The sequence below is a fragment of the Paenibacillus pedocola genome (genome assembly GCF_031599675.1).
GTDB classification, from domain to species: Bacteria; Bacillota; Bacilli; order Paenibacillales; family Paenibacillaceae; genus Paenibacillus_AQ; species Paenibacillus_AQ pedocola.
The window spans coordinates 3,776,178-3,801,896 of the sequence record NZ_CP134223.1 but is presented as its reverse complement, the minus strand read 5'-3'; the positions used below and the strand labels follow the sequence as shown (position 1 = coordinate 3,801,896).

Sequence of the window (25,719 nt, the reverse complement as noted above, 5' to 3'; positions counted from 1 at the left end):
AAACCCTTTATCTATGGAATTAATTAAATATAGATAAATGGATGAGGGGGAATGGGTCATGGATTTCAATGGGATCAAAGGAACTTACGATGTCATATTCAGTTTGGGACAAAATTGTCTGGCTGCGGACCAATTGTCGCGCCATATGCTCAGAAAAATCGGAGGCGTCCTTGACTGGGTGGAGTCACCTGCTTTGCCGGGGGTCAGCCAGCTTTTGCGGAATCGGTTTATGAATTTTATGGAATTCCCTAATCTGGCGATTACCGGCATTAATGAACATGCAGGCTGCTATATTGTGAGGGATGCAGCCTACCATATCTTCTCCCACCACGACTTTCCGCTTCATGAGAATACTCCAACCCAGCTGCTGAGCTACCCGGAGCTTAGGGAGAAAATCACCCGGCGTGTCCCGCGGTTTCTGGAAACGCTCAGAAACTCCAACCGGATTCTGTTTATCCGCACTGAAGGGACCATACATGAAACGGCGGAGCTGCTGGACGTGCTAAACAATCTGGTGGCCGGTGAATTCAATGTACTCGTGATTAATCATGCGCCGGTAAGCGGAATTGTGGAAACCCCGTGGCCATTTCATAATGTATGTGCCCTGCAAATCCCCTTGGTGCCTGATGAGTTTCACGATAATGATTATTTGTGGAAAACTCTCCTGGAAGGATTCCATATACGTTACTGATCACCCGGCAAATGTGAATCTCTATGCAGCAAGATATTGACATCAAAAACGTGAATATGGTATATAAAAGGAAGTGTTAGCACTCATCATTGTGGAGTGCTAATCATCCGGAAGTAATCCGAAGGATATTTTTGAAAGGAGATTACTATATTCATGTCTAAAAAAGAGTTCAAAGCCGAATCCAAAAGACTGCTGGAGATGATGATTAACTCCATCTATACACAGCGGGAGATTTTCCTGCGGGAGCTGATCTCGAATGCAAGCGATGCCATCGACAAAATCTATTATAAAGCACTGGCCGATGAGGGTCTGGTGTTCAATAAAGAGGATTATTACATTAAAGTAACTGCTGATAAAGCTAGCCGGACATTGACGATTTCCGATACAGGGATCGGGATGACGCAGGAAGAGCTGGAGAACAACCTGGGTATTATTGCGAACAGCGGCTCTTTTGCGTTCAAGAAGGATAATGAAGCCAAGGATGGCCACAACATCATCGGACAGTTCGGGGTGGGCTTCTACTCCGCCTTTATGGTTGCTGAGGATGTCACCGTGATCAGTAAGGCACTGGGCAGTGACCAGGCTTACAAATGGGAATCCCAGGGCGCGGACGGTTATACGATTGAGCCTGCTGAGAAGGATAGTGTCGGTACCGACATTATTTTGAAGATTAAAGAAAGCACTGAAGAAGACAATTATGACGAGTTTCTGGAAGAATACCGCCTGAAATCAATCATTAAGAAATATTCCGACTTCATCCGTTTCCCGATCAAGATGGATATTACCGGAAGTAAGCCGAAGGAAGGCAGCGAAGGGGAGTTCGAGGAAACCAAAGAAGAACAAACCGTCAACAGCATGGTGCCGATCTGGCGCAAGAATAAGAACGAGCTGACCGAAGAGGATTACAATAACTTCTACTCGGAGAAACGTTACGGCTTCGACAAGCCGCTTAAGCATATCCATATCAGTGCCGATGGTGCTGTAGTATATAATGCGATCCTGTTCATTCCAGAGAATACTCCGTTTGATTATTACACCAAAGAGTATGAAAAAGGCCTGGAGCTGTACTCCAACGGTGTGCTGATCATGAACAAATGCGGCGACCTGCTGCCGGACTACTTCAGCTTCGTTAAAGGGATGGTAGATTCGGAGGACCTGTCGCTTAACATTTCCCGCGAGCTGCTGCAGCATGACCGCCAGCTGACGCTGATCGCGAAGAACATCAAGAGCAAGATCAAGAGCCAGCTTCTGAGCCTGCTTAAGGACGAGCGTGAGAAATACGAGACGTTCTATAAATCTTTTGGCAGACAGCTGAAGTTTGGTGTATACAATGACTATGGCATGGAAAAAGAAACCCTACAGGACCTGCTGATGTTCTACTCCTCCAAGGAGAAGAAACAGGTTACACTAGCTGAATACATCGAGAGAATGCCGGAAGACCAGAAGTATATCTACTATGCTTCCGGGGAATCGGTGGAACGGATCGAGAAGCTGCCGCAGACGGAGATGGTTTCGGACAAAGGCTATGAAATTCTCTATTTCACTGATGATATCGATGAATTTGCAATCAAGATGATTATGTCCTACAAGGAAAAAGAATTCAAAAACGTTTCCAGCGGGGACCTTGGCATCGAAGATGCAGCGGACAAACCGTCGGAAGAGGAAGAAAATGAGAACAAGGGCTTGTTCGAAGCAATGCAGGGCATCCTGTCCGGCAAAGTGAAGGCAGTCAAAGCCTCCAAGCGGCTGAAATCCCATCCGGTCTGCCTGTCCACCGAAGGTGAGCTGACGATTGAGATGGAGAAAATCCTCAAGGCAATGCCGAACGGCCAAGAGGTGCAGGCGGACAAGGTGCTCGAAATCAACGTGAATCATGATGTCTTCAAGTCCTTGAAGGCTGCTGCCGAAGGGGACAAGGAGAAGCTGAGTCTGTACACGAATCTGCTGTACAATCAGGCGCTGCTGATCGAAGGTCTGCAGATCAATGATCCGGTGGAGTTCACGAACGATATTTGCAAAATCATGGTGTAATCCGCGGCGGCTGCGCTCGGGAACACGATGATAGATTTAACCCGCTTCCGGTGCTGGCCGGGGCGGGTTTTTTGCCAATTATTAAGGAGTTTCTTATGAATCAAAAAACTCCATATGTGTCTTCTCCTGTTTATAGTAATCTAGTCTATCTTGGAGAGTCCCTGTATGAAACTCAAATTTATGACCGTCCGGGTCTGTAAAATAAATGGACTGCTTGTCTTTTACATCTCTAGGACGACCGGATAAGATGTGTACATTCATTTTTTTGAGCTTCTCATACATTTTATCCAATGCTGCTTCATCAATTGAAAAAGCAATATGTGTGTAGGATTGGCTTATTTCATTACGCGGGACATCTTTTTCCTCATTGAGTGCAAGCCACATTCCGTTTAGATCAAAATAGGCTGTGCTTCTGCCTTTCACTAACAATTTTGCGTCAAATACATTCTTGTAAAACGCAATGGAGTTTTCCAAATCGGAAACTGAAAATAAAAAATGATTAAACCCTTTTATCGACACTATTACCACCTCAACCGTTTAGTTATTAATGCTGCTATGTCTGAAAGCTCTCAATGAACTTGGAGGCGAGAGACGACAAATACTTGTCTTTCATCCAGACAGCGGCTACGCGGGTATTCAGCGTATCGCTTCGAATCTCTTTGGATACCAGGTTGCTGTTGCTCGCCAGGCCGAGCGCCGATCTGGGAATGATGCCGATGCCAAGCCCGGCGTTGGCCCAGAGCAGGGTAGTGCGGGCATCATCGTTCATGCAGAACACATCGGGATTGAAGCCATGCTCCAGGCAGGTTTCGCGGATCAGCTGCTCAAAGCGGCGGTAGATGATTAGCGGTCTGCTCTTCAGTTCGCCAATATCAATGGAGGTTTCCCCGCTGCTCCAGTCATATTCAGCAGTCATCACGGCAATCATAGGTTCAGCCGCTGCATACACGCATTCGAGGCTGGTGCTGTTGAACGGGGTGCGGACAATGCCGACTTCAATGATTCCTTTATTCAGCAGGTCGATAATCGTATACGTATTGCCTTCATGGATTTCAAATTTGACTCCGGCATACATTTTATGGAATTCCAGGAGCCGGTCCTGCAGCAGGGTGGCGGCAGAAGAGGAGACGGTTCCGATCGAGAGCGTTCCCTGCAGCCCATTGACGAAATCATTGATTTCCCGCGTGGTCGAGTCTGCCAGCTCCAGGATCTGCTGTGCCCGGCCGCGCAGGATCACCCCGGCATCGGTGAGCTGTACACTACGCGGGCCGCGCTCCACGAGCTTCACGCCGAGCTCTTCCTCCAGCAGCCTCAGCTGCTGGCTGAGCGGCGGCTGGGCCATTTGCAGCTTCCTTGCCGCCGAAGTGATTTGTCCTTCTTCGGCAATAGCCAAAAAGTATTTGAGCTGTCTGATATCCATATGCAAACCTCCGTATTTGATATATGTAATTCGTATCGCATTGATACGAAACCAATATTATTAATATGTAAACGGATATGACATAATCATAACGGGTCTTTTCATGATTTCATAGGGGTTACATATTGTATAGGCTGGTGAGGTAATGATGTTTAAGATGGCTGTTTTTCTAAAACCGTACAAAAAAGAGGTTATTCTCGGGCCGATCTTCAAGCTGCTTGAGGCGATACTGGAGCTGCTGCTGCCGACGATTGTAGCGCTTATCGTTAATAACGGGATCGGTAAGAATGATAGTGCCTATGTGTACAAGATGGGCGGGCTGATGCTGTTCATGACGCTGCTTGGCTTCGGCTGTTCCATGGTTTGCCAATATTATGCGGCCCGCGCATCCCAGGGCTTCGGCACATCACTTCGCAACAAAATGTTCAAGCATATCTCCTCCTTGTCTTATGCGGAGCTGGACCTCTTCGGTACTCCTTCGCTGATCAACCGGATCACGAATGACGTGAACCAGCTGCAGCTGGCAGTGGCCATGCTGATCCGGCTGGTTGTCCGGGCGCCGTTTATCTGTATCGGAGCGATCATCATGTCGATGATTCTGGATTTCCGGCTGTCGCTTATCCTGCTTGCGGCAACGCCGGTGTTTGGAGTGATCCTGTATTTCATCATCACCCGCAGCTCCCCGCTATACCGCAAATATCAGCAGAAGCTGGATCATCTGGCGCTGGTGCTCAGCGAGAACCTGTCCGGTATCCGTGTCATCCGCGCCTTTGCCGAATCGCTCCGGGAGAAGCAGCGTTTTGATGCTGCATCGGATGACCTGACCGCGACCGCGATCCGGGTCGGACGTATCTCTGCCTGGCTCGGTCCGATGACGACTCTGGTCGTGAACGCGGCCATTATCGCCATCCTCTGGGCAGGCGGCAGACACATCGATGCCGGACGGCTTTCCCAGGGTGAGATTATCGCTTTTATCAACTATGTGACCCAGATTCTGTTGGCGCTGATTGTTGTCTCGAATCTGGTTATCCTGTTCACCAAGGCTTCCTCTTCTGCGAACCGGGTAAGTGAAGTACTAGCGGCAGCCACTTCGGTTTCGGATGAAGGGAATACCGCTGCTGTTGCAGCAGAATATGATGCCCCGGCGATCTCCTTTGAGCATGTCTCCTTCGGCTATAACAGCACCGGAGAGCTTGCACTCCAGGATGTCTCGGTCTCCATCAAGCGCGGCCAGACGGTCGGATTGATCGGCAGCACGGGCTCGGGCAAATCGACCTTTGTAAATCTGATTCCGCGTTTTTATGATGCGGTAGAGGGTGAGATCAAAGTCGGGGGCGTGAATGTCAAAGACTATCCGCTGGAGCAGCTGCGGAGCCGGATCGGCATCGTACCGCAGAAGGCGCTGCTGTTCACAGGCACGATCGCGGAGAATATCCGCTGGGGTAAGCAGGAGGCTTCCCGGGAGGAGCTTATGCAGGCTGCTGCCGTAGCCCAGGCGGATGAATTTATCCGCAAGCTGCCGGAAGGGCTGGATACGCCGGTGGCCCGCGGCGGTTTGAATTTATCAGGAGGGCAGAAGCAGCGTCTGACGATCGCCCGTGCGGTTGTCGGCCGGCCGCCGATCCTGATTCTCGATGATTCCTCCAGTGCGCTCGACTTCTCCACTGACGCCGCCTTACGTAAGGCGCTGAAGATTCACAGCCGGGAAATGACGGTGCTGCTTGTATCCCAGCGGGTCAGTACCGTGCAGCAGGCGGATCAGATCATCGTCTTCGATGAAGGCCGGATTGCCGGAACCGGCACTCACCGGGAGCTGCTGGCGGACTGCGGCGTCTACCGGGAAATTTGTGAATCGCAGCTGTCCACCAGGGAGGTGGCACAATGAACACTAAGGATACCTGGAAGAGACTGTTGAATTATACGAGACATTACCGGGGAATCGCCACCTCAGCGGTAATCTGCGCCATATTGAGTGTGATTTCCAGTCTGATCGGTCCGCTCCTGATCGGCCGGGCAGTCGATCGGATGATCGGTCCGGACAATGTGGATTTTCCGGCCATCCTTCGCCTGCTGCTGCTATTGGCCGCGGTATATATTGTCGGCAGCTTCTTCGGCTGGCTGCTCACCTATTACACTAACAAAATAGCGTATAAAACGGTCTATGATCTGCGCTGTGAGTTATTCGATAAGCTGGATACCCTGCCGCTGAAATTCCATGACAATCATCCGCAGGGGGACAGCATCAGCCGTTTTGTTAATGATATGGATGCCGTTTCTGATGGCCTGCTGCAGGGCTTCTCCACGCTGCTGACCGGTATTGTCACCATCGCCGGAGCGATTGGGCTGATGCTCTATATCAGTCCGGTCATGACGGTAGTGGTGCTGCTGTCAGCACCCGCGACTTATTTTGTCGCCCGTTTCATCACCACACGCTCTCAGCGTCTGTTCCGTGAACAGGCCAAAATCCTCGGCGGGCTGAATGGCTATGTTGAGGAAATCGTCGGCGGGCAAAAAGTGGTGCAAGCCTACCATTATGAGGACCGCTCGTTCGCGCGGTTCTCGGAACGCAACAACGAACTATATCAGACCGGTGTCAAATCACAGTTCTATGGTTCGCTGGCCAACCCGACTACCCGGCTGGTCAACAATATTACTTTTTCAGTCATTGCCATCATCGGCAGTACACTGGTTATCGGCGGGCATTTTACAGTGGGGGATCTATCGAGCTTTCTGATCTACTCGAACCTGTTCGCGAAGCCGTTCAATGAGATTACCGGCGTTATCACGCAGCTGCAGTCGGCTACGGCGTCAGCACAGCGGATCTTCAGGATTCTGGACCTGGCGCCGGAAACTCCGGATGCCCCAGACGCTCATGTCCTTGGCATCAGCCAAGGGACGATTACCTTCGATAAGGTTAGCTTTGCGTATTCACCGGAGCGGCCGCTGATCCGCAGCTTTAGCCTGGAAGTGAAGCCGGGGACGCGGGTGGCAATTGTCGGGCAGACGGGGGCAGGGAAGACAACGCTCGTCAACCTGCTGATGCGTTTCTATGATGTGGATAGCGGAAGCATCCGGATTGACGGCACAGATATCCGAACGATTACCCGTGACAGTCTCCGGCAGAATTTCGGGATGGTGCTGCAGGATACATGGCTGTTCGGCGGTTCGATCCGTGACAATATCGCTTACGGCAAGCCGGAGGCGACAGAGGACGAAGTGATCGCTGCCGCTAAAGCGGCGAATGCGCACAGCTTCATTAAGCGGCTGCCTGAAGGCTACGCTACGAAGATCAGCGGCTCCGGCGACAATCTGTCCCAGGGGCAGAAGCAGCTGCTCACCATCGCCCGCGTCATGCTGGTTGACCCGCCGATGCTGATTCTGGATGAAGCGACCAGCAGCATTGATACGCTGACTGAGATCCGTATCCAGAAGGCTTTTCTCAAGATGATCTCCGGCCGGACCAGCTTCGTCATTGCCCACCGGCTGTCCACAATCCGCGAGTCGGATATTATCCTTTATATGAAGGACGGGGACATTGTCGAGAGCGGATCGCATGAAGGGCTGCTCGCCAGCGGCGGACACTACGCCAAGCTGTACAACAGCCAGTTTGCGGCGGTGTAACAGAGGAGGGATTACACGGCTGGACCAGCCACAATAAGCAGATGTACACATAACAGGCGGCGTCTGCCGGGACTTGTTCAGGAATGACAAGACACGGCGGACGCCGCTTTTCCCTGTGAAAAATGCTTTGACAATAAAACCGTCCGGACGGTATAGTAAATCCAGAGGTGAACCTTATGAACAGTAATTCGAAGCGGTCAGTTATTTTGACAGCCGCATCCTTCGTAATCAGGAACCAAGGGGTGGAGAAGCTTACGCTCGAGGCGGTTGCCAAAGAGGCAGGAGTCAGTAAGGGCGGGCTTCTGCACCATTTTTCAAATAAAAATGCTTTAATCCAAGGGTTAGTTGAAGAACTGACGGACGGCTTTGTCACCGATGTGCAGGAGCGGGCAGCCATTTCGGCTGTTAATGAAGGAAAGTGGAGCAGGGCCTATACGGAATCCGTTGCCTGTGATATCAAGGACGGGAATGGGATCAGCACCGCGCTTACCGCGGCTCTTTTCAGCAAGCCGGAGCTGCTCGGAAAACTGCAGGAACAGTATGCGCTGTGGCAAAAAGACATCGAGAACGATGGGATCGACCCTGTGCGGTCCACCATTGTAAGATTAGCTGCTGACGGCCTCTGGTTCTCCGAAATGTTCTCCTTTGGGAATCTGGACGCAGAGCTGCGCGAAAAGGTCATTCAGGAACTGCTGAAAATGACGTATTAGGAGGAAAAAGATTGTGAACCCCTTTGTATTTTTGGCTATTGCCATCGTCTCTGAGGTCTGCGGCAGTTCGCTGCTCAAATTATCCAACGGATTCAAAAGGCTATTTCCCTCCCTTGGGGTGGTAGCGGGACTTGGCTCAGCATTTTACTTCCTGTCGCTGGCGCTGCAATCCATTTCACTCGGCACCGCCTATGCCATCTGGTCCGGTGTCGGCACGGCGTTAACGGCAATGGTGGGGGTATTCTTTTACAAAGAGCGGCTTAATGCAAAAAAAATACTGGGACTGCTGCTCATCATCGGCGGCGTCATTACACTGAAGCTTGCTACCGGCGGGGCGCATTGATTTTACGGGCAAAGAAGAGGATGGGGATTCAATTGAAAAGTTACATATACCTGGCTATGGCTATCTGCTTTGAAATATTCGGAACAATGATGCTTAAGTTATCGGACGGTTTCACGAACCTACTGCCCGGTATCGGGGTAGTTGTAGGTATGGGTTTATCTTTTTTTAGTTTATCTATGAGCCTGCGGGTCATTCCGCTCAGCTTCGCTTATGCGGTCTGGTCTGGTGTCGGGACGGCGATTACAGCCTTGCTCGGAGTTGTGGTGTGGGGCGATCATTTTACATTCGTGTCTTTCATCGCTATTGCTGCCATTATCGGCGGCGTGGTGCTGCTCAATTCGTCTAATCATCCGGAGAAGGCTCCGCAGGGGTAGCGCTCCATAAAAAGACCGGTAAATAAGAAACTCCGAAACCCACAGCATTCGCGGGTATCCGGAGTTCAATTTTTTGAGCTTTTAGAGTCAGCTCAGGACAGGGCTGCTATTCATTTCATAGATTTTTTGGAGCGTCTGAAGACTAAGTGTCTTCCCGTCATTGTCCTTTGCATGGACATACCCTTCCACAAGCCTGTAGCCGAACATGATCAGGATCAGCTCGCAGACGCAATGATCGGCGACAGGGGGAGCATCCGTATGCTCTGCAAAGCCTTTGTAATACGCGGGGACGCATCGCTGGTAGTATTCAAGCATGTGATCGAGATCCGCTTCGTCCGCAAGCAGGCTGGCGAGATCCTCGCCCAGGTAGCCCCATCCGGAGATATCCCAGTCAATGAGTGCTATTGTCCCTCCGTCATAGATAATATTGGTCACCCAGAAGTCCCGGTGGCACAGCACGAGCGGCAATTGTTCGATGCGAGCGAATATCTCCTCTGAATGCTCATCGATGTCAATCAGCATTTGCCGCACATGCTGCGGGAATTCGCAGTCCTCGGAACGGATATAGTCGTAGACGACCGGCCAAGACCGGTAATGGAGGTATGTGTTCTTCAGGAGATCCGCCCGGCTTAGGTTGGTCAGTCTCTCCAGCACATCAGACTGCTCCGCGTACAGCTTGCCTTGATAACGTCCTAGCTCCAGTGCAGCCTGTTCATACATATCACCAGTTAAGTCTAAGCCCGATACGCCATCGATATATTCGAGCCACAGCTGGAATTCACTTTGCTCGGCATTCATTTCAGCGTGATAACATACCGGCCAGCGGAAGGTATCCGTGAACGTTGCCCCTAAGTCAGAGGCATAGAGATCATACTCCCGCCGCCATGAACCCGGATCCCCGTAGCGCTCCCATTTTTTCTGAATTTTCAGCACTACACGATACGGTAATTGCTCGCCGTCAGTGGTTTCAGCGGTTCCAGTTACCAGTTGTACATTTCCTACAGTTCCGCCCTGTAATGAAGTGGTCTGGAAGTCTGCTGAGTAGATTTCTTTCTTAAACTGTTGGCTTAAGGCATAGGTTAGTGTTTCGATTGTAATTGTCATTTTTTCCATCCCCCGTTTTTCTTCGTTTGCTTGCTCTGCATGGCTATTGTTTTGTTTCGGGCCCGCTTGTCAATGAGGTAGCCTGTTTTATCGTGGACAAATTTGTGCTCATGCTGCTGGGCAACATAGTGCTCCCAACGTTCACGCGGCAACGAACCATCCTCCAGTGCGGCGATTATGGCACAGCCCGGCTCTGCCTGATGGCGGCAATCCGCAAAGCGGCACTTCGGAAACCACTCCTCCACATCGCTAAAGCTTGCGTGTATGCCTTCAGCGGCATCAAAAAGCCCAAGCTCACGCATTCCAGGCGTATCAATGACCATCGTCCCTGAGGGGAGCATGAACAGCTGACGGTGTGTTGTCGTATGCCGCCCCCGGCTGTCAACCTCCCTGATCCCCTGGACCTTCATAACATCCTGTTCCATTAGCGCATTTAACAGAGAGGATTTACCGACGCCGGACATGCCGAGAAAAACGACTGTTTTGCCTGGCATCAGGTAGGGAGTGAGTTCATTCAGCCCAAGGCTGGTATGACTGCAAATGGCGTGTACCGGCACATCGGGAATGCTATTCATAACTTCTGCGAGCAGGGGATTATAATCTTCAACGAGATCAGCTTTGGTTAAAATAGCGACCGGCTGGCTGCCGCTCTGTCTAACCTGGGTCAGATACCGCATAATGCGGGTAACGTTGAAATCCAAATTGAGCGAAGTCAGGATAAATACATAATCAAAGTTGGTTGCGACGACCTGCTCCCGGATGGTTTTGGCGTAGCCTGCGGCATGCCCGGAGTAATCAGCGCGTGAGAACTTGGAGCGGCGGGGGAGTACCGTAACGATAAGTGAATCTCCGCTCCCGTTATACTGCAGTAAGACGAAATCACCGACACATGGAAAATCTGAGCGTGTTTTCGCATCGTGATAAAAGGCTCCTTTGAGCACGGCCGTTACTTCACCCCTTTCGGTTATAACCGTGAAGCGCTCACGCCGCAGCTCGGTAACCCTGCCGGGTAGTAATCCGTCTTGAATGTCTTCTATTTCTGTGTAGCCATAGGTTTTCAAATCGATCATGTTTGTGTTGTTAGCTCCTTTAATGTTGTTTTTTTGACGCAAAAATGCCGCGGACCAGCAGCCTCTAAAGAAGCTGCTGATACACGGCATCAGAACGCACCTAAAGATACGATCCTTATCGTATCCTGCAAACAGCAATTTTCACGAAAGGTTACTTTGGATGGCATAACAAAGAATACGGGCAATATCCCGCGTTTTTCATGTATGCCTGCTATTCGATTCTAAGACGAAACCACCATATAAGTAGTTGCCATTAAAATCACATCCCCTTTCGTATACGGAACTTGCTTATCACTAAGCTTTTTTAAAGGTATCCTATTATGGAAAATTTATCAATGTACAAATTGATTATAATTTAAATGCACTCGTATTCTTGACTGTCCCTCAAAACGTATAAGCATGGCCGCCAACATCGGCCCAGGCCAGTGTTCCATCCGGCATCCATCCAAGCAGAACGCCTGCTGCGACAAAAGCTATCGTGCTTTCATTTTTGTCATACAGCAGGATTGTACCTGTACCGGAGGTGTAAGCCGCGAACCTGCCGTCCTGCGACCAAGCAAGGGTAGACATAAGATAGTAATTCTGCTGCCGCTCATGCTCCCAAATATCCTCTTTAGCCTGCTCAGTAATCCGCTCATCCAGCAAGACTTCGGAAGCCCCGTTGCTGATGTCAAACCGGATTTTGCCGAGCGGGCTGCTCTCCTCGTTGACTGCAGGGAGTATAAGGATCGAATTGTCTTCCCAGGCCAGCGGATACACGAACAGGAAGCCGTCACTGTGTGAGAGAAAAACTGCGTTCTCCCGGGACATCAGCGTATTTCCCTTCTGATCCAATACCAGCAAATCCGTTCCGGGGCCGATGTAATCATCATGTGCGTATTATACGGCGATGCTCTTATTCTCCAAGAACAGAAAGGAGGGCCCAGTGAATTCTTGGTTATCGACGGTTTTGAGCCAGCCCGTTGCTCTGATAAGATATTCGCGAGCGCATTGACTAGTCAGGAAATAACAACGTATAATTTTTCCAAATGTATTGAATTTATAGCGCCGGTTAGCACCGTCTCAGAGGATGGAATTTTAGGGTAGACAATTGCTTGTTGAATATGATGTTAAAAGGAGTTTTATAATGAAACGCTTTCGCTGGAGCATCTTTATCTATTCCGTGCTGTTTGTGGTTGTCTTATTCATGGCACTTAATGACTACTCACCAATTTGGATCATAGGGGTTACTGTGGTGGCTGGCCTTATTGTTTTTGTAACCCAATTCTATTATCCTGCAGCTTTGGACAAGCGCGTGGACTGCGTAGAGTCCTTTTTACGCAGTCAAAAAAAGAATCCAGCCTTGTATATCCAGTATGTGTTTGCGAACAGACTTGAGGACGAAGCAAAAATGATAATGGAGCAGCTGATGAGCAAATATAAGCGGGCAACGGCACAGGCACCATTCAAGGCGGCTTACGGGCTTTACCGCAAAGATATGGCTGCTGTTCAGGAAGCCGTGCCGTATATCCGCTATCCTGATTACCGGGCATATTACGAAACGGCGCTACTGGTGGAGGACGGGAAGAGTGCTCAGGCGCGGGAACATCTGGAGTCCATCAAGAAGCGGTGGATGAGATCAGCGCTGCTCGCAGAAATGGAACGCAAATCAGGCAACAGCGTAACCGCCGTCAAGCATGCCAGGGATGCAGTGTATTTTTCGAGAGGCGTGCAACGTTATGTTTTACATAAGGAATATGAAAGAACGTTACCGCAAGCTGTTGAACGGGTATCCTGAACCAGGAGGAGTTATATATAAATCATAAACTCCTTGTTACCCACTTGTTCTTCCAGCAGCTTCATGGCTTCGTCGTACTTGTTCATTATATTACCTCCTAAAGTGTCGTTAGGCATACACTATTTAGCTATCATTGTAAAATCTTAGTGCAGGTGAAAAATAATACGATAAAATATTAAATCGCTTTCATAATTCTCTGCTTCACTTACGGGTATGGTTCAACTAACGCTCGATCTTAACTTGACATAATCTTGTCAAGTTTTTTTATTTATACTGAAACCAAGAGGTGAGCGAATGCAAATTAGCAGATTACTTCAAATGACTTACATTTTATTGGAAAAGGGGACTGTCACGGCACCGGAGCTGGCTGAACGGTTCGAGGTGTCTGTCAGAACGGTCTACAGGGACGTTGAAGCTTTGAGCCAGGCTGGAATTCCGGTCTATACGAGCCAAGGAAAAGGCGGCGGCATTTCCCTTACAGACAGGTTTGTCTTGAACAAATCATTGCTTACCGACAAGGAGCAGGATGAAATCCTGTTTGCCCTGCAAAGCTTTTCCGCAGCCCGATTGCCTGATTCCGGCGAGGTCTTCTCAAAGCTGAGCAGCTTGTTCAGGAAAAATAGTACCAGCTGGATTGAAGTCGATTTCTCCCCATGGGGAAGCGGGCTAAAACAAAAAGAACTATACCCATTGCTGAAACAGGCTATTTTGGAGCGCAAAGTGATTTCGTTTACCTACTTGGACGGGGCCGGGGAACAAAAGAGCCGGAGAGCCGCACCACTGAAACTGCTGTTTAAGGATAGAGCCTGGTACGTGGAGGCCTACAGCTTTGAAAAAGCTGCTCTAAGAACCTTTAAGATTACCAGGATGTCGAATGTACGGCTTATAGAGGGGGACGGTGCCCATTTCTTGGAGCCTCAGCAGGAGTGGATGGAGTCTTCCGGGACTTACCGTGAAGAAATTAAGGTTAATGAAATGCCTAGAATCCCTCTGGTATTAAAAATAGATCCGGCAGGAGCCTATCGCATCGTGGATGAGTTTAGGGAAGAGGACATTTTGAAACAGGAAGACGGATCTTTCCGGATCACGACTGATATGCCTTCCGGAGAATGGCTTATTCAATATCTTCTTTCCTATGGAGATTTACTGGAGGTTATGGAGCCGGGGGCTGTCAGGCTGGAGATGAAAACCCGCACGGCCAAAATGGCCAAAAAATATTTAAGATAACTGGACACGCAGCTGTCAGGTTCTGTTGATTAAACTAGCCTTGTATTCAAAACATACCAAGGAGGATTCAGCAGAAGATGAATAACAGCCCGTACTTATTGGATATGAGCAAAGAATTTGCAGGTAAAAGAGCACTTGTGACCGGCGGAACCCGGGGGATCGGCCTCGCGATCGTAAAGCGTCTGCATGCAGCGGGAGCTGAAGTTATAGCTACGGCAAGATCCATGCCCGAAGCATTACCGGAGGGGGTAGGGTTCATTCAGGCCGATGTGAGCCTTCCGGAAGGCGTGGATCATATTGTTCAGGAAACGACCCAAAAGCTCGGCGGTCTAGATATTTTGATTAACAATGTGGGAGGTTCCTGGGCAAGTACAGCAGGAGCTTTAGCTCAAACAGATGAAGATTGGCAAACGACGTTTAATGCCAACCTGTTTTCTTCCGTCCGGCTTGATCGCGGTTTTTTGCCTTACATGGCTAAACAGCAAAGCGGAGTGATTGTCCATATCTCCTCTATTCAACGTAAGCATCCCGGCAACATGACCATGCCTTATTCGGCTGCCAAAGCTGCGCTCGTTAACTACAGTAAAAACCTGGCGACCCATTTTGGCCCTATGGGGATTAGAATCAACGCACTCGCGCCGGGATTTACCGAAACGGAAGCGGCGGAACGCTTAATTGGGAGAATGGCTGAACAAGCCGGAACGGACTATACAGCTGCCCGCCAGCAGTTAATGGACGAACTAGGCGGCATTCCTCTCGGCCGTCCGGCCAAACCTGAGGAGGTTGCCGAGCTCGCCGCCTTCCTTGCTTCAAGCAGAGCCTCTTATATTACTGGCTGTGAATATGTCATTGACGGGGGAACCATCCGCACCGTTTAACGAAATTACAAAGGGGTTGATCTTATGGAGCCTAATCTCCTTCCGCAGGTTATACAAGATTTTATAGCCGCTGCCAATAAACCCGATCCGGATGCTTATATCGACTGCTTTTCGGAAGATGCACTTGTGTTCGATGAAGGCAAAGAGTGGGCTGGCAAAACTGCTATAAAAAAATGGAGTGCCGATCATCACTTTGCTGCTGGCATAACGCTTGAACCCAAGCAGGATAAACAGCAGGAGGAAGAAACCATAGTGGTTTTTAAGGTTGACGGGGTTTTTGACAAAACCGGCCTCCCGGACCCTCTCTATTTGGATTTTTATTTTCAGATCCGTAAGCATAAGATTAAGCAGCTTGCGATTCGGCTGTCTAAAGAATCAGGACAAGCAGACAAACACTGATCAGATAAAAACGAGGTGAACCTAACAATGATAGTAAATCATCTGCTATTAAAGCTGAAGGACCGGAGCCCTGAGCCTATTGAGCACATTCAGACAGTACTGCTGTCTCTTCAGTCTCTTCAGTCTCTTCAGTCTCCCGTACAGCCCGTTGTAAATGAATTAAAGAGGAGAACCTGTTAGATCCCCTCAGCCCTAATAACTCCTTCAAATTCGCTCACCACCCAGCCGGCTCCGCATGACGCCCGGCGTACAGCCGTAAGTCTTACGGAAGACGCGGATGAAATAATTGGTCTCCATGCCGACGTTCAGCGCGAGATCCTGCACCGGCCGTTCCGGGCTTTCGGTAATCATTTGCAGCGCGCGCTGCAGCCGCAGGTTCTGCAGATATTTATGCGGAGTGACACCGTATTCCTGCAGGAACAGGCGCTGGAAATGCTGCACGGAATAACCGACGGCGGCAGCAAGATTGGCGATCAGCAGCGGTTCGGTAAAATGCTCGTTAATCAGGCGGACGGCCTTTTGCAGTGCCTCGTTCCGGACCGTTTCGGCCTCCGGACGGTTAGCATGACTGTCGCCGTATTCACTGCGCCGAAGCTTCAGCAGCAGCCTGTACAGTGTAACAGACAGCTCCTGCATGGTCTGCTCATCCAGACGCGCGGCACTATGCTTGTCCACGGTATGCCAGATTTCCGCGATGGCCTCCCAGCATTCTTCGAACCGTCCGGTTAGAAAGGGCTCGGAGGGCAGCAGGCGCAGCCCCTCAAGTACAGGTCCGGACTGGCTGCCCATCAAGCCGATAAACCCGACAATCCAAGGCTCGTGGGACAGCGGATAATATTCATGCCCCCGGTCTGGCGGATAGGCAAAGACCATGCCGGGAGTCAGCAGTGTCTCGGTGCCGTCCGTAAGGTCGCGGAACAGCCCGCTGCCGCTGCGGATCAGGAAAATCTGATGCACAGGGAACCCGGAAGGACGGACGTGATGGTATTGGATGTGGCGGCCGACCGAGTAGGGATAGAGCGGAAATTCATCAGAATTGCGGGGCAGCTCCACCAGGGAGAAAGGCAGCATAATATTCACCTCATATTCATTTTGTACTATGTAATCGCGAGATTATTCCTACAGTTAGGAAACCTTTATCCTATATTATAAATAGTATAAATGAATATCCGTGAAATGGACAGGACCTCTGTATGATATCAATCAGAGAAAAGTCCCATCCTGACATGGAAGATAATGAGAGGATGAATATACAATTATGAGTCTCAAATCCCCTGCATTCAGCAGCAAGGTTCCCGTGATGCTGCACGGAGCCGACTATAATCCTGAGCAATGGCTAAGATACCCGGAAGTTCTCCGTGAGGACATCCGGCTGATGAAGCTGGCAGGCTGTAATGTAATGTCTGTTGGTATTTTCTCCTGGGTATCACTGGAGCCGGAAGAAGGCGTGTTCACGTTTGAATGGCTGGATAATGTACTGAATTCCTTTGCAGAGAATGGCATTTATGCCTTCCTGGCGACTCCAAGCGGTGCGCGTCCGGCCTGGATGTCTGAGAAATATCCTGAGGTGCTGCGTGTCGAACGGAACCGTGTCCGCAATCTGCACGGCTTCCGCCATAACCACTGTTACACTTCACCGGTCTACCGGGAAAAGACAGCGCTGATCAACGCCAAGCTGGCGGAGCGTTATGCGAATCATCCGGCGGTCATCGGCTGGCATATTTCCAATGAGTTCGGCGGCGAATGCCACTGTGATCTCTGCCAGAATGCGTTCAGGGAATGGCTGAAGGTCAAATACAAGGGCAGCCTCGATGAGCTTAATCATGCCTGGTGGGCAACCTTCTGGAGCCATACGTACACTTCATGGGAGCAGATTGATTCCCCGGCTCCGCATGGTGAGACTCAGGTACACGGCCTGAACCTCGACTGGCGGCGGTTTGTCAGTGAGCGGACGATTGATTTCTGCCGTCATGAAATTGTTTCGGTACGGGATTACAACCCGGATCTGCCGGTTACAACCAATATGCACATGATCGACGGTATTGATTACCGTGAGCTGGCCAAAATTCTGGATGTGGTTTCCTGGGATGCCTATCCGGACTGGGGTTACACCGAGGACGGCGACGATGCCCGGCTGGCCGCCTGGACAGCGATGCACCATGATCTCTTCCGCAGCTTCAAGCATAAGCCGTTCCTGCTCATGGAGAGCACGCCATCACTCACGAACTGGCAGTCGGTCAGCAAGCTGAAGCGGCCGGGTATGCATAAGCTGTCATCCCTGCAGGCGGTTGCACATGGGTCGGATTCCGTGCAGTACTTCCAGTGGCGTAAAAGCCGCGGCTCCAGCGAGAAGTTCCACGGTGCCGTACTCGATCACAGCGGTCATGGCGAGACCCGGGTGTTCAAGGATGTGGCCGAAGTGGGCCAGATTCTGGCCGGTTTAACTGAAGTAGTCGGAACTTCGACACCTGCCGAAACAGCAATCCTGTATGACTGGGATAACCGCTGGGCGGTTAAGGATGCCCAGGGTATCCGCAATTCCGGCCTGAAATATGAAGAGACTGTACTGCAGCACTATCGTGCGCTGTGGGAGCAGGGCATTGCAGTCGATATGATCGGCTCCGGGGATGATCTGTCCCGCTATAAGCTGGTCATTGCACCGATGCTGTATCTGATCAGTGAAGAGAACGGGCAGCGGATTGAACAGTATGTAGAACAGGGCGGTACGTTCCTGGCTACCTACTGGTCAGGAGTTGTCGGTGAGACTGATCTTTGTCATCTCGGAGGCTTCCCTGGCCCGCTGCGCAAGACGCTGGGTATCTGGGCTGAAGAGACCGAAGGTCTGCATAGCCGCGATCTCAACGGACTGGTGCTGGAAAGCGGAAATGTTCTGAATCTGTCCGGTGACTACGATGCGCATGAAATTGCGGAGCTGATTCATCTGGAAGGCGCAGAGGCGCTTGGCCATTACCGCAGCGACTTCTATGCCGGCCGCCCGGCGCTGACCCTGAACAAGCTTGGTGCAGGTGAGGCGTACCATCTGGCTACACGTGTCAAAGACCTGGCGTTCTACGTGGAGCTGTATGCGGCGATCACTGCCAAGGCAGGAATCACCCGTACCCTGGAGTCTGATCTGCCTGTGGGAGTAACCGCACAGCTGCGCACAGACGGCGAGCATGAGTATATTTTCGTGCAGAATTTCAGCGGTGATGTACAGACGGTCAAGCTGGACGGACGCGGTTATACCGATCTGGAATCCGGCGCAGAGGTTCCTGCTGAGCTGGAACTGCCGGTCAATGGCCTGGCCATGCTGAAACGCAAAGCGAAGTAAGAGATGAGGGACCCGAGGAGCCGGTGGATGGCTGCTCGGGTCTTTTTTTGTGAGAGGGATAATAGTGAAATGTCAGCTGATGGAGTTACTGGTGAAACGGACTTTTTCACGGTGAAGATTTATTGCGGTAAACCATATTACAAATGACGAAGAATTTTTGGTAAAAAGTGATGAAGAGTAGAAAAGATACGTCGGACTGGGAGAGAGGGCTGTGAAAGGTTAGGAGCAAGTTGCCTGTCACAGCCTTTCTTAATAGATTTTTACCGCTCCGTTATAAAGATGCCGGATAAGATTGAAGCGCGGCGCAAGCAAGAATGTCCTCGGTCGAGCGGATTCTGCCAATACGCGGGAATATGGCCTTAATTACGTGTTCATGTTCCTCCTCGCTGAAGCCGGTCATGGCATCTGTCGCAAAAACTACCTGATACCCATGAGCGAAGGCTTCACGCGCAGTGGTATCTACGCCGATACCAGAGGCAATGCCGCAAAGCACGATCGTCGTGATGCCCCGCCGGCGTAACTGCAGATCCAAGTCCGTTCCGTAAAATGCTCCCCATTGGCGCTTGGTAATTAAATGATCGGTGTCAGTGACTCCGATCTCGGGTACAATTTCATCCCATCCAGGCACCAGATTGAAGGTTGGGGGGGCCTGATCCAGCAACGGACGAGGCATATCTTTGAAGTCTTTCGTGGATACGCGAACAAGCCCAACAAATGCGCCTGCCTCACGGAATGCTTGAACCATAGTGGCGGCGCGGGTGACGACTTGCTCTGCCGAGTGAGGGGCATACTGGGTTCCAAGCCACTTCTGCAAGTCGATTACGATTAATGCCGTCTTAGGGAATTGAAACAAAAGTTCTTCCAAGATCAATCACACTCCAACTAAGAAATCGAGTTTGTCCCCCGTGTGACCTACAGTTCAATATTTTGAAAATGGGGTCAATTGACTCTATGTTCATAATTTTGTACTATGAGTTTAGAATTGTCAAGTGGGGGATACGTGAGGATGAGTGTAACCAAACAGGATATCATTTGTTCGGCTTCTAAGATGTTTAAAGAAAAAGGGTTTCTGGCGACCTCAATTCAGGAAATTGCTCAGGACTGTTCCATTGCAAAGGGCTCGGTGTACAAATATTTTCCGTCCAAAGAGGACTTATTGTGCGCGGTTTTCGACGAGTGCCAGATGGTTTATTTTGATCGGGCTGAACACCTGAAACAAACCGAGACGGGCACTCCCAAGGAGCGGCTCGTCAATCAAATCGTATTTCGCTTTCAGTATTTTATTGAATACAGTCACATTATGGTTGACTTCATAGATCTTCCTATTACGCAGTACGCAACTTTCCGTTCACTAAGGAATCATGTTCGCGCCCGTATGATGGAGTGGCATAAATACTGGCTACTTGAAGTTTATGGTGAGAGAATCGAATCGTTTCTCTGGGATCTAATTTTTATATACCGTGCGATCCTGAAGGACTATCTGCAGCACATCATCTTCGAGGTGAAGCTGCTGTCGATAGAGGATACAGCTTGGTTCATCGTCGATAAAATAGATGCGCTAGTCGAACATATGTCTAGGTCAGGTTCGAAGGGGTTACTTGGACAAATCGCTTTCACAAAATTTATTCATTCAGATTCAAAGGACTGGAATAACGAAAAAGAAAGAATGATCGAAGAATTGTTCGGCAGAGTGACCGCGCTGCTTGAGACTTGGCCCGGCGGGCTCGCTCGGCGGAGGGAGCTGCAAGAGATTGTTCAATTGCTGGGGACGGAGATCTCTCAGACTCAGCCCAAGAGACCGCTCATTCAGGCGCTTTGCGCCTACTTGGAACAAGAACAGGAGCTGAGAAGTCCGGTCATTCAGTTGAAGCAAATTGTTCTGGAAGAGTGAGAAAGCCTTATATTACAAAGAGTCTAGTTTCTACATAAGCATCCGATCGAGTCCCTTTCGATTTCACTATAAAGGTGTTATGGTGAACCGTATCACAAGTAGGGCGAAATTTATGGTTATAACAAGGAACCTCTTCGAAAAGTCGGAGAGGTTCCTTGCTAAAATAGAAAGCCGGTTGGTTATCTGATATATATTCTGCTAAGTGATGTTGACGTCCGCTTCAGTCCAATTGCAACGGCTTATTGCATAGGGTTGCCTTGCGCTGCATTCGAGACAGTCTCCCAGGCCTCCCAGGTAGCTAGACGGTCAGCATAGATGCCGCGTGCCATAGGTAAGACTTCAGATCCGAGCACAAATCGTAGTGGGGGTTCCGCTGCGTCCACGATCTGGAGAACGGCTTCTGCAGTCGCTTGAGGGTTGCCGCGTTTTTCGCTTGATAGACTCGTGAACACTTGCTTCCGTACATCGGCATAGACGTCCATTTCCGGTACTCGCTTACCTGAAGCGCCAAACTCGGTCGCATAGGCACCGGGTTCGAGCAGCGTCACCTTAATCCCAAAGTCCTTGACCTCTTGCGCCAGACTTTCGTGGAGTCCTTCGACCGCCCATTTGGAGGAGCAATAGAAACCGATGAGCGGCCTTGCCTCGATCCCAAGGGAGCTTGAAACGCTGAGCAAATGCCCGCTGCCTTGCTTCCTCAGCAATGGCAAGGCGGCTTGGATGACTCGAAGATAACCAAAGTAGTTCGCATCAAACAGAGCGCGGACATCGGCTTCGCATGCCTCCTCGACCATTCCGACCAAGGTGTACCCGGCATTATTGAGGACAACGTCCAGCTTGCCGAAATGGGAATGAGCCTGCTGAACGACCTGGCGAACCTGCTCGGCATCCGTTACGTCGAGCGCCATGGGAAGAACGAGATCTCCGAAACGTTCCTTCAAATCGGAAACGTCTTCCAATTTGCGGGCGGTAGCCGCAACCTCATCTCCACGCGCGAGCGCGGCCTCCGCCCATATGCGTCCTAAACCGCGAGAGGCTCCCGTGATGAACCAGACTTTTTTGTCCATGGTATACTCCTCCTTTAAATTCCCTGTTCTGTGTGGGATACTTAAATTAAAGCGCCTAAATACGGAACTGTCAAGTTCCGGAACTATAAGGTATCGAAAAAGGGGTTTAATTTTATGAATAAGAATAAAAATGAAGAGTCAATCGGATCCGATCTAGTTGACAAAGTAGCGGAAAAACCAGCGAAAACATTAGGCCGTAAACGAGATCACACGCGGGATGCTAAAATCCTGGAAGCGACAATCGACATCCTCGCCGAAGCCGGTTTTGATGGAATGACAATGGACATGGTCGCAGCTAGAGCGAAGGCCGGGAAGGCGACAATGTATCGCCGGTGGTCCTCCAAGGCAGAGTTAGTCCGAGATGCCTTGACCTGGATGAATCGAAATCATCTTGAGCTTGACCTCTTGCCCGATACGGGAAACTTGCAGAGTGATCTGCTCGCGCTATTGAAGCCGCAATCGATCGAAGAGGGTGAACGCAAACTTCGGGTACTCGCAGGTCTGGGCTCCTTTTTTTCGCAGAATCCGGAATTGGTTAACGGAGGGATTTTCGAACCGTGGGCTGTAGTGAATCGTGAGCTCATGCACCGGGCCGCCGGCCGCGGTGAAATCTCCACCCACGCGGACATTGAGATGGCTTGCCAGGTTATTACTTCAATGGCTTCTTATCGCGGACTCGTACAGCGCAAAACATTCGACAAGCATTTCTACACTTCGCTAATCGACGTTATCCTGCTCCCTGCCCTCAAAAATCCGTCAACGTCTCCAAATGAAACGGAATAAGGAAGGCGACCTTTTGCTTATGGAAAGAAAATCCTCCCACGAATTGGTCATGATGGAAGGGGATTTTCTTCATCGATCAGTTTGACATTACAAATCAGATTCGTGATGAAGCCCTAAAAATTCTAAAACGCTACTGACATAACGTTGTCAGCAGCGTTTTTTTATAATTGGACATGTAAATGCAAAACAGATAGATAACCAAATCGATTATGATCAGGAAGGATGATATCTTGTGAATTTTGCTTCTGTACGCATCATTACTGACGACGTGGATCGTCTCGTTGAGTTCTATGAGAGAGTATTGGGGGTTTCCGCGGAGCGACCTGCGCCTGTATTTGCCGAACTCGTTGTGCCATCTTGCACCCTTGCCATCGGCCACTCCCAGACGGCTCAGCTATTCGGAGCCGATTCCGTGGTGGGGGCTAATAATCGCACGGTCATTATTGAGTTCCGCGTCGAAAATATCGAAGCTGAATATGTGCGCTTGAAGCCATTTGTCGAAAATTGGGTAAAGGAACCGACTACGATGCCATGGGGGAACCGTTCTATGTTGTTCCGCGATCCCGACGGAAACCTTCTTAACCTCTTCGAACCGGTGACCGAGGATGCAATTAAACGGTTTAAAGGTAGACAATAACAGGCAGGAAAGGAGGGGCGTCAAACTCGCGTAACAGCTTGCGCGCCCGATCCTTCCTCGTTCTCCAGAAAATGTTCGGACCGTAAGGAGAACAGCCGCAATCATTTGTGGCTCGGACCTGGATTGGACGCTAGTTCGCTGTTAGTTGGCCGTTATTCATGGGAATTAAACTTCGACTTTTCAAACCGATTATGTTCACGCATAGCTCTCATCTGCTTTGCATGTCTTACATCACGGCGGCGTTCTCTCACTTTGAGCTGGCTAAGCATAATGATCAGCCCCAACGTGCCGAGCACATAAGAAACCATATGATTCACTTCATTCCACATGTTTGTGGCAGTCAGAAGGCATACCGCTCCAATGATGGTTGCAATAATCCGCCCTGTATTCCTATTTTGCGTATCTATCAATTTTTTCTCAAAGGAACTTGATAGTTTCACCCGTAAATTACCGCTATCCAATTTATCTACTGCCGAAATGAACTTCTTGGTCGTAGGAAGGATTCCTTTTAGAAGATTCTTGCCTTCATCTACCACGTTGGAAAAGACACTTCCCCGCAGATCACTGCGCACAACCTCTTCAACATAAGGCTTAACGGTCCCAATCAAATCAAGCTCAGGGTCCAGTCCAGTACAAAGACCATACACCGTGCCTATGGCTTTTCCCAAAAATGTTGTATTTGCAGGTAACTGAAAGGGCTGAGAGTAGAGGAAATCCCGTAATTCTTCAGCATTGTCACCTGACGTCACAAAACTGAGGTCAAACGTATCCCCGTTGATTTGTTTAAATAATGACGTTAGATTCCTTGAAAATACCTCTAAATCTACATTCCGTCTTAAAAATCTCAAACGGGTAAGGGCATCGATGGCGCCGTGAGCATCCTTTAAATACACGGCCATTAGAAGGGCTACCATCTGCGCCTTCATATCCCCGGCAATTCGTCCGACCATTCCAAAATCGATTAATGCTATGGTGCCGTCAGGCTGCACGAGAACATTTCCCGGATGCGGATCTGCGTGAAAGAAGCCTTCTAATAGAATCTGTTCTACGAAGATTTCTATCAGTGACTTCGCTAATTTAGTCCGATCCACGCCCCAGGCATCAAGCTGGGCAAAATTGTTGATTTTTACACCTTCCAGAAACTCCATGGTTAAAACCTTTGAAGTTGTATAGGACCAATGAATGGCTGGAACGACGACATCATCCCGATGGATAAACTGCAGCTGGAAATCCTCTGCATTTCGTCCCTCTTTTTGATAATCGAGCTCTTCCATAACGGTTTCGTGAAACTCATCATACACAGCATCAAGGTCCATGAAGTCTCTGATCTTGGTCCAGCGTTTTAATAACCGAATAGCAATTTGTATGGATTTCGAATCAATGGCGATAATATCCTCGACTCCGGGACGCATTACTTTTACTGCGACTTCTTCACCTGTCCGTAATGTCGCCCGATGTACCTGTCCTAAGGAAGCCGCTGCGATGGGAGCTGGACTAAACTCAGCAAAAATCTCGCTAATGGACGCTCCGAGTTCACTCTCTACCTTTTGCTGTATCTCGGAGAAATCTACGGAATCTACGGAATCCTGGAGCTTTGACAATTCATCAATAATTTCCTTCGGCAAAATATCCACTTGTGCACTCACATGCTGCCCAAGCTTGATAATTAATCCACCCATATCCATTGCGGTCTTCGTAAAATATGTGGCCTGTTTTCGGTATAAGGCTTTTGTTTTCGCTTCTAAGCGCCGTCCCGTAATAAAATGCTTTTGCCTGCCCAGCCACCAGAAATCCCAGGCGAACTTAAAAATCATCCGCATGGTTCTCCGGAACCGGAGATCCTTCATCAATTTAAAGAATTCGCTCATTCTTTTGCGTCAGCCTCAGGTCCTTTTTCATCGGCCTCAGGTTCATTATCCTCATCTTCAGGAATAGCAGTGTTTTTATCAAAGATCGCTTGGGCCATGCTTTCAAACTTTTTAGAAGCACTCATGAAGAAATCCGCAAATTTGTTGAACATTTCTGCTTTGACCAGAATTACGGCGCCCTTGCGCTTATTCCCGAAAACGATGAATTTCTCACCTGGCTTAATATCAAGTTCTTCCCTTGCTTCTCTAGGAATCACAATTTGTCCTCTTTCACCCATTGAGGTTGTTCCCAGCACTTTGCCATGCCCGAATCCGTGACTATTTTCTTTTTTTTGATGCATCATAAATCTCTCCTTTGATAATCAATCTGTACAACAGTATGATATTTCATACTAATCATATTTTCAATGATTGTGTTGAGTTTTGAACCGGTAAAATACAATAAGCGCAATTTTTGTTACAATGAGACTACAGAATAGTTAGGGGCGGTGATCAAC

The 25,719-nt window shown here is 49.6% G+C and carries 25 protein-coding genes; 15 read left to right on the top strand and 10 right to left on the bottom strand.

Annotated features, from left to right (window positions below):
• Positions 1–58: 58 nt before the first annotated feature.
• The gene (locus QU597_RS16680; RefSeq protein ID WP_310829041.1) at positions 59–691 is read left to right on the top strand and encodes a DUF1796 family putative cysteine peptidase; all 633 of its coding nucleotides are present in this window, start codon (positions 59–61) and stop codon (positions 689–691) included.
• A 153-nt stretch (positions 692–844) separates the two neighbouring features.
• Complete coding sequence (gene htpG / locus QU597_RS16675; RefSeq protein WP_310829040.1) at positions 845–2,722, top strand: molecular chaperone HtpG; 1,878 nt, start codon at positions 845–847, stop codon at positions 2,720–2,722.
• Between the two features lie 93 nt (positions 2,723–2,815).
• Here the strand turns inward: htpG and fosM are convergent, their stop codons facing one another.
• Together fosM and QU597_RS16665 are read right to left on the bottom strand one after the other, a co-directional pair.
• Positions 2,816–3,241, bottom strand: a complete 426-nt coding sequence (fosM, locus tag QU597_RS16670) for a FosM family fosfomycin resistance protein (protein WP_310829039.1) — start codon at positions 3,239–3,241, stop codon at positions 2,816–2,818.
• A 34-nt stretch (positions 3,242–3,275) separates the two neighbouring features.
• On the bottom strand, positions 3,276–4,142 hold the full coding sequence (locus tag QU597_RS16665) for a LysR family transcriptional regulator (RefSeq protein WP_310829038.1): 867 nt from the start codon (positions 4,140–4,142) through the stop codon (positions 3,276–3,278).
• 148 nt (positions 4,143–4,290) lie between these two features.
• Here QU597_RS16665 and QU597_RS16660 point away from each other — a divergent pair, with 148 nt between their 5' ends.
• The 5 genes from QU597_RS16660 (at position 4,291) to QU597_RS16640 (ending at position 9,190) form a co-directional block, all read left to right on the top strand.
• The gene (locus QU597_RS16660; protein WP_310833342.1) at positions 4,291–6,027 is read left to right on the top strand and encodes an ABC transporter ATP-binding protein; all 1,737 of its coding nucleotides are present in this window, start codon (positions 4,291–4,293) and stop codon (positions 6,025–6,027) included.
• Positions 6,024–7,763 carry an ABC transporter ATP-binding protein gene (locus QU597_RS16655; protein WP_310829037.1) on the top strand — a complete coding sequence of 580 codons (1,740 nt, stop codon included), beginning with the start codon at positions 6,024–6,026 and terminating at the stop codon, positions 7,761–7,763. The genes QU597_RS16660 and QU597_RS16655 overlap by 4 nt, the downstream gene beginning before the upstream one ends.
• A 176-nt stretch (positions 7,764–7,939) precedes the next feature.
• Positions 7,940–8,473 carry a TetR/AcrR family transcriptional regulator gene (locus QU597_RS16650; protein WP_310829035.1) on the top strand — a complete coding sequence of 178 codons (534 nt, stop codon included), beginning with the start codon at positions 7,940–7,942 and terminating at the stop codon, positions 8,471–8,473.
• Between the two features lie 13 nt (positions 8,474–8,486).
• Positions 8,487–8,816: a DMT family transporter gene (locus QU597_RS16645; RefSeq protein WP_310829034.1), complete on the top strand. Its 330-nt coding sequence runs from the start codon at positions 8,487–8,489 to the stop codon at positions 8,814–8,816.
• A 32-nt stretch (positions 8,817–8,848) separates the two neighbouring features.
• Entirely contained in the window at positions 8,849–9,190 is a 342-nt protein-coding gene (locus QU597_RS16640) for a DMT family transporter (RefSeq protein WP_310829033.1), read from the top strand.
• 87 nt (positions 9,191–9,277) lie between these two features.
• Here the strand turns inward: QU597_RS16640 and QU597_RS16635 are convergent, their stop codons facing one another.
• The 3 genes from QU597_RS16635 to QU597_RS16625 form a co-directional block, all read right to left on the bottom strand.
• Positions 9,278–10,294, bottom strand: coding sequence for an aminoglycoside phosphotransferase family protein (locus QU597_RS16635; protein WP_310829032.1), 1,017 nt, complete (start codon positions 10,292–10,294; stop codon positions 9,278–9,280).
• Positions 10,291–11,364 carry a ribosome small subunit-dependent GTPase A gene (gene rsgA / locus QU597_RS16630; protein WP_310829031.1) on the bottom strand — a complete coding sequence of 358 codons (1,074 nt, stop codon included), beginning with the start codon at positions 11,362–11,364 and terminating at the stop codon, positions 10,291–10,293. The genes QU597_RS16635 and rsgA overlap by 4 nt, the downstream gene beginning before the upstream one ends.
• A 384-nt stretch (positions 11,365–11,748) precedes the next feature.
• Positions 11,749–12,198 (bottom strand): hypothetical protein, encoded by a 450-nt coding sequence (locus QU597_RS16625; RefSeq protein WP_310829029.1) that lies wholly within the window; start codon positions 12,196–12,198, stop codon positions 11,749–11,751.
• Between the two features lie 292 nt (positions 12,199–12,490).
• Between QU597_RS16625 and QU597_RS16620 the strand changes: the two genes are divergently transcribed.
• The 4 genes from QU597_RS16620 to QU597_RS16605 all read left to right on the top strand — a co-directional run bounded on the left by QU597_RS16620 (position 12,491) and on the right by QU597_RS16605 (position 15,645).
• The gene (locus QU597_RS16620) at positions 12,491–13,141 is read left to right on the top strand and encodes a hypothetical protein (RefSeq protein ID WP_310829028.1); all 651 of its coding nucleotides are present in this window, start codon (positions 12,491–12,493) and stop codon (positions 13,139–13,141) included.
• Between the two features lie 294 nt (positions 13,142–13,435).
• Entirely contained in the window at positions 13,436–14,368 is a 933-nt protein-coding gene (locus QU597_RS16615; RefSeq protein WP_310829027.1) for a helix-turn-helix transcriptional regulator, read from the top strand.
• Between the two features lie 77 nt (positions 14,369–14,445).
• Positions 14,446–15,246, top strand: a complete 801-nt coding sequence (locus QU597_RS16610; RefSeq protein ID WP_310829026.1) for an SDR family oxidoreductase — start codon at positions 14,446–14,448, stop codon at positions 15,244–15,246.
• Positions 15,247–15,270: 24 nt separating this feature from the next.
• A complete protein-coding gene (locus QU597_RS16605) occupies positions 15,271–15,645 on the top strand; it encodes a Cif family virulence factor (protein ID WP_310829025.1) in 375 nt (124 codons plus the stop codon).
• 204 nt (positions 15,646–15,849) lie between these two features.
• Here the strand turns inward: QU597_RS16605 and QU597_RS16600 are convergent, their stop codons facing one another.
• On the bottom strand, positions 15,850–16,716 hold the full coding sequence (locus QU597_RS16600; protein WP_310829024.1) for an AraC family transcriptional regulator: 867 nt from the start codon (positions 16,714–16,716) through the stop codon (positions 15,850–15,852).
• 187 nt (positions 16,717–16,903) lie between these two features.
• Between QU597_RS16600 and QU597_RS16595 the strand changes: the two genes are divergently transcribed.
• Complete coding sequence (locus QU597_RS16595) at positions 16,904–18,976, top strand: beta-galactosidase (protein ID WP_310829023.1); 2,073 nt, start codon at positions 16,904–16,906, stop codon at positions 18,974–18,976.
• 271 nt (positions 18,977–19,247) lie between these two features.
• On the opposite strand, the gene QU597_RS16590 is transcribed toward QU597_RS16595, so the two are convergent.
• Complete coding sequence (locus QU597_RS16590; RefSeq protein ID WP_310829022.1) at positions 19,248–19,841, bottom strand: hydrolase; 594 nt, start codon at positions 19,839–19,841, stop codon at positions 19,248–19,250.
• Positions 19,842–19,982: 141 nt separating this feature from the next.
• Here QU597_RS16590 and QU597_RS16585 point away from each other — a divergent pair, with 141 nt between their 5' ends.
• Positions 19,983–20,867 (top strand): TetR/AcrR family transcriptional regulator, encoded by an 885-nt coding sequence (locus QU597_RS16585; protein ID WP_310829020.1) that lies wholly within the window; start codon positions 19,983–19,985, stop codon positions 20,865–20,867.
• 239 nt (positions 20,868–21,106) lie between these two features.
• On the opposite strand, the gene QU597_RS16580 is transcribed toward QU597_RS16585, so the two are convergent.
• Positions 21,107–21,934, bottom strand: coding sequence for an SDR family NAD(P)-dependent oxidoreductase (locus QU597_RS16580; protein WP_310829018.1), 828 nt, complete (start codon positions 21,932–21,934; stop codon positions 21,107–21,109).
• Positions 21,935–22,048: 114 nt separating this feature from the next.
• On the opposite strand from QU597_RS16580, the gene QU597_RS16575 reads away from it, so the two are divergent.
• Both QU597_RS16575 and QU597_RS16570 read left to right on the top strand, forming a co-directional pair.
• Positions 22,049–22,717 (top strand): TetR/AcrR family transcriptional regulator, encoded by a 669-nt coding sequence (locus QU597_RS16575; protein ID WP_310829017.1) that lies wholly within the window; start codon positions 22,049–22,051, stop codon positions 22,715–22,717.
• Between the two features lie 232 nt (positions 22,718–22,949).
• On the top strand, positions 22,950–23,354 hold the full coding sequence (locus QU597_RS16570; RefSeq protein ID WP_310829016.1) for a VOC family protein: 405 nt from the start codon (positions 22,950–22,952) through the stop codon (positions 23,352–23,354).
• 152 nt (positions 23,355–23,506) lie between these two features.
• Here the strand turns inward: QU597_RS16570 and QU597_RS16565 are convergent, their stop codons facing one another.
• Positions 23,507–25,168, bottom strand: coding sequence for an ABC1 kinase family protein (locus tag QU597_RS16565; RefSeq protein WP_310829015.1), 1,662 nt, complete (start codon positions 25,166–25,168; stop codon positions 23,507–23,509).
• Positions 25,169–25,218: 50 nt separating this feature from the next.
• Positions 25,219–25,566, bottom strand: a complete 348-nt coding sequence (locus QU597_RS16560; protein WP_310829014.1) for an AbrB/MazE/SpoVT family DNA-binding domain-containing protein — start codon at positions 25,564–25,566, stop codon at positions 25,219–25,221.
• Positions 25,567–25,719 lie beyond the last annotated feature (153 nt).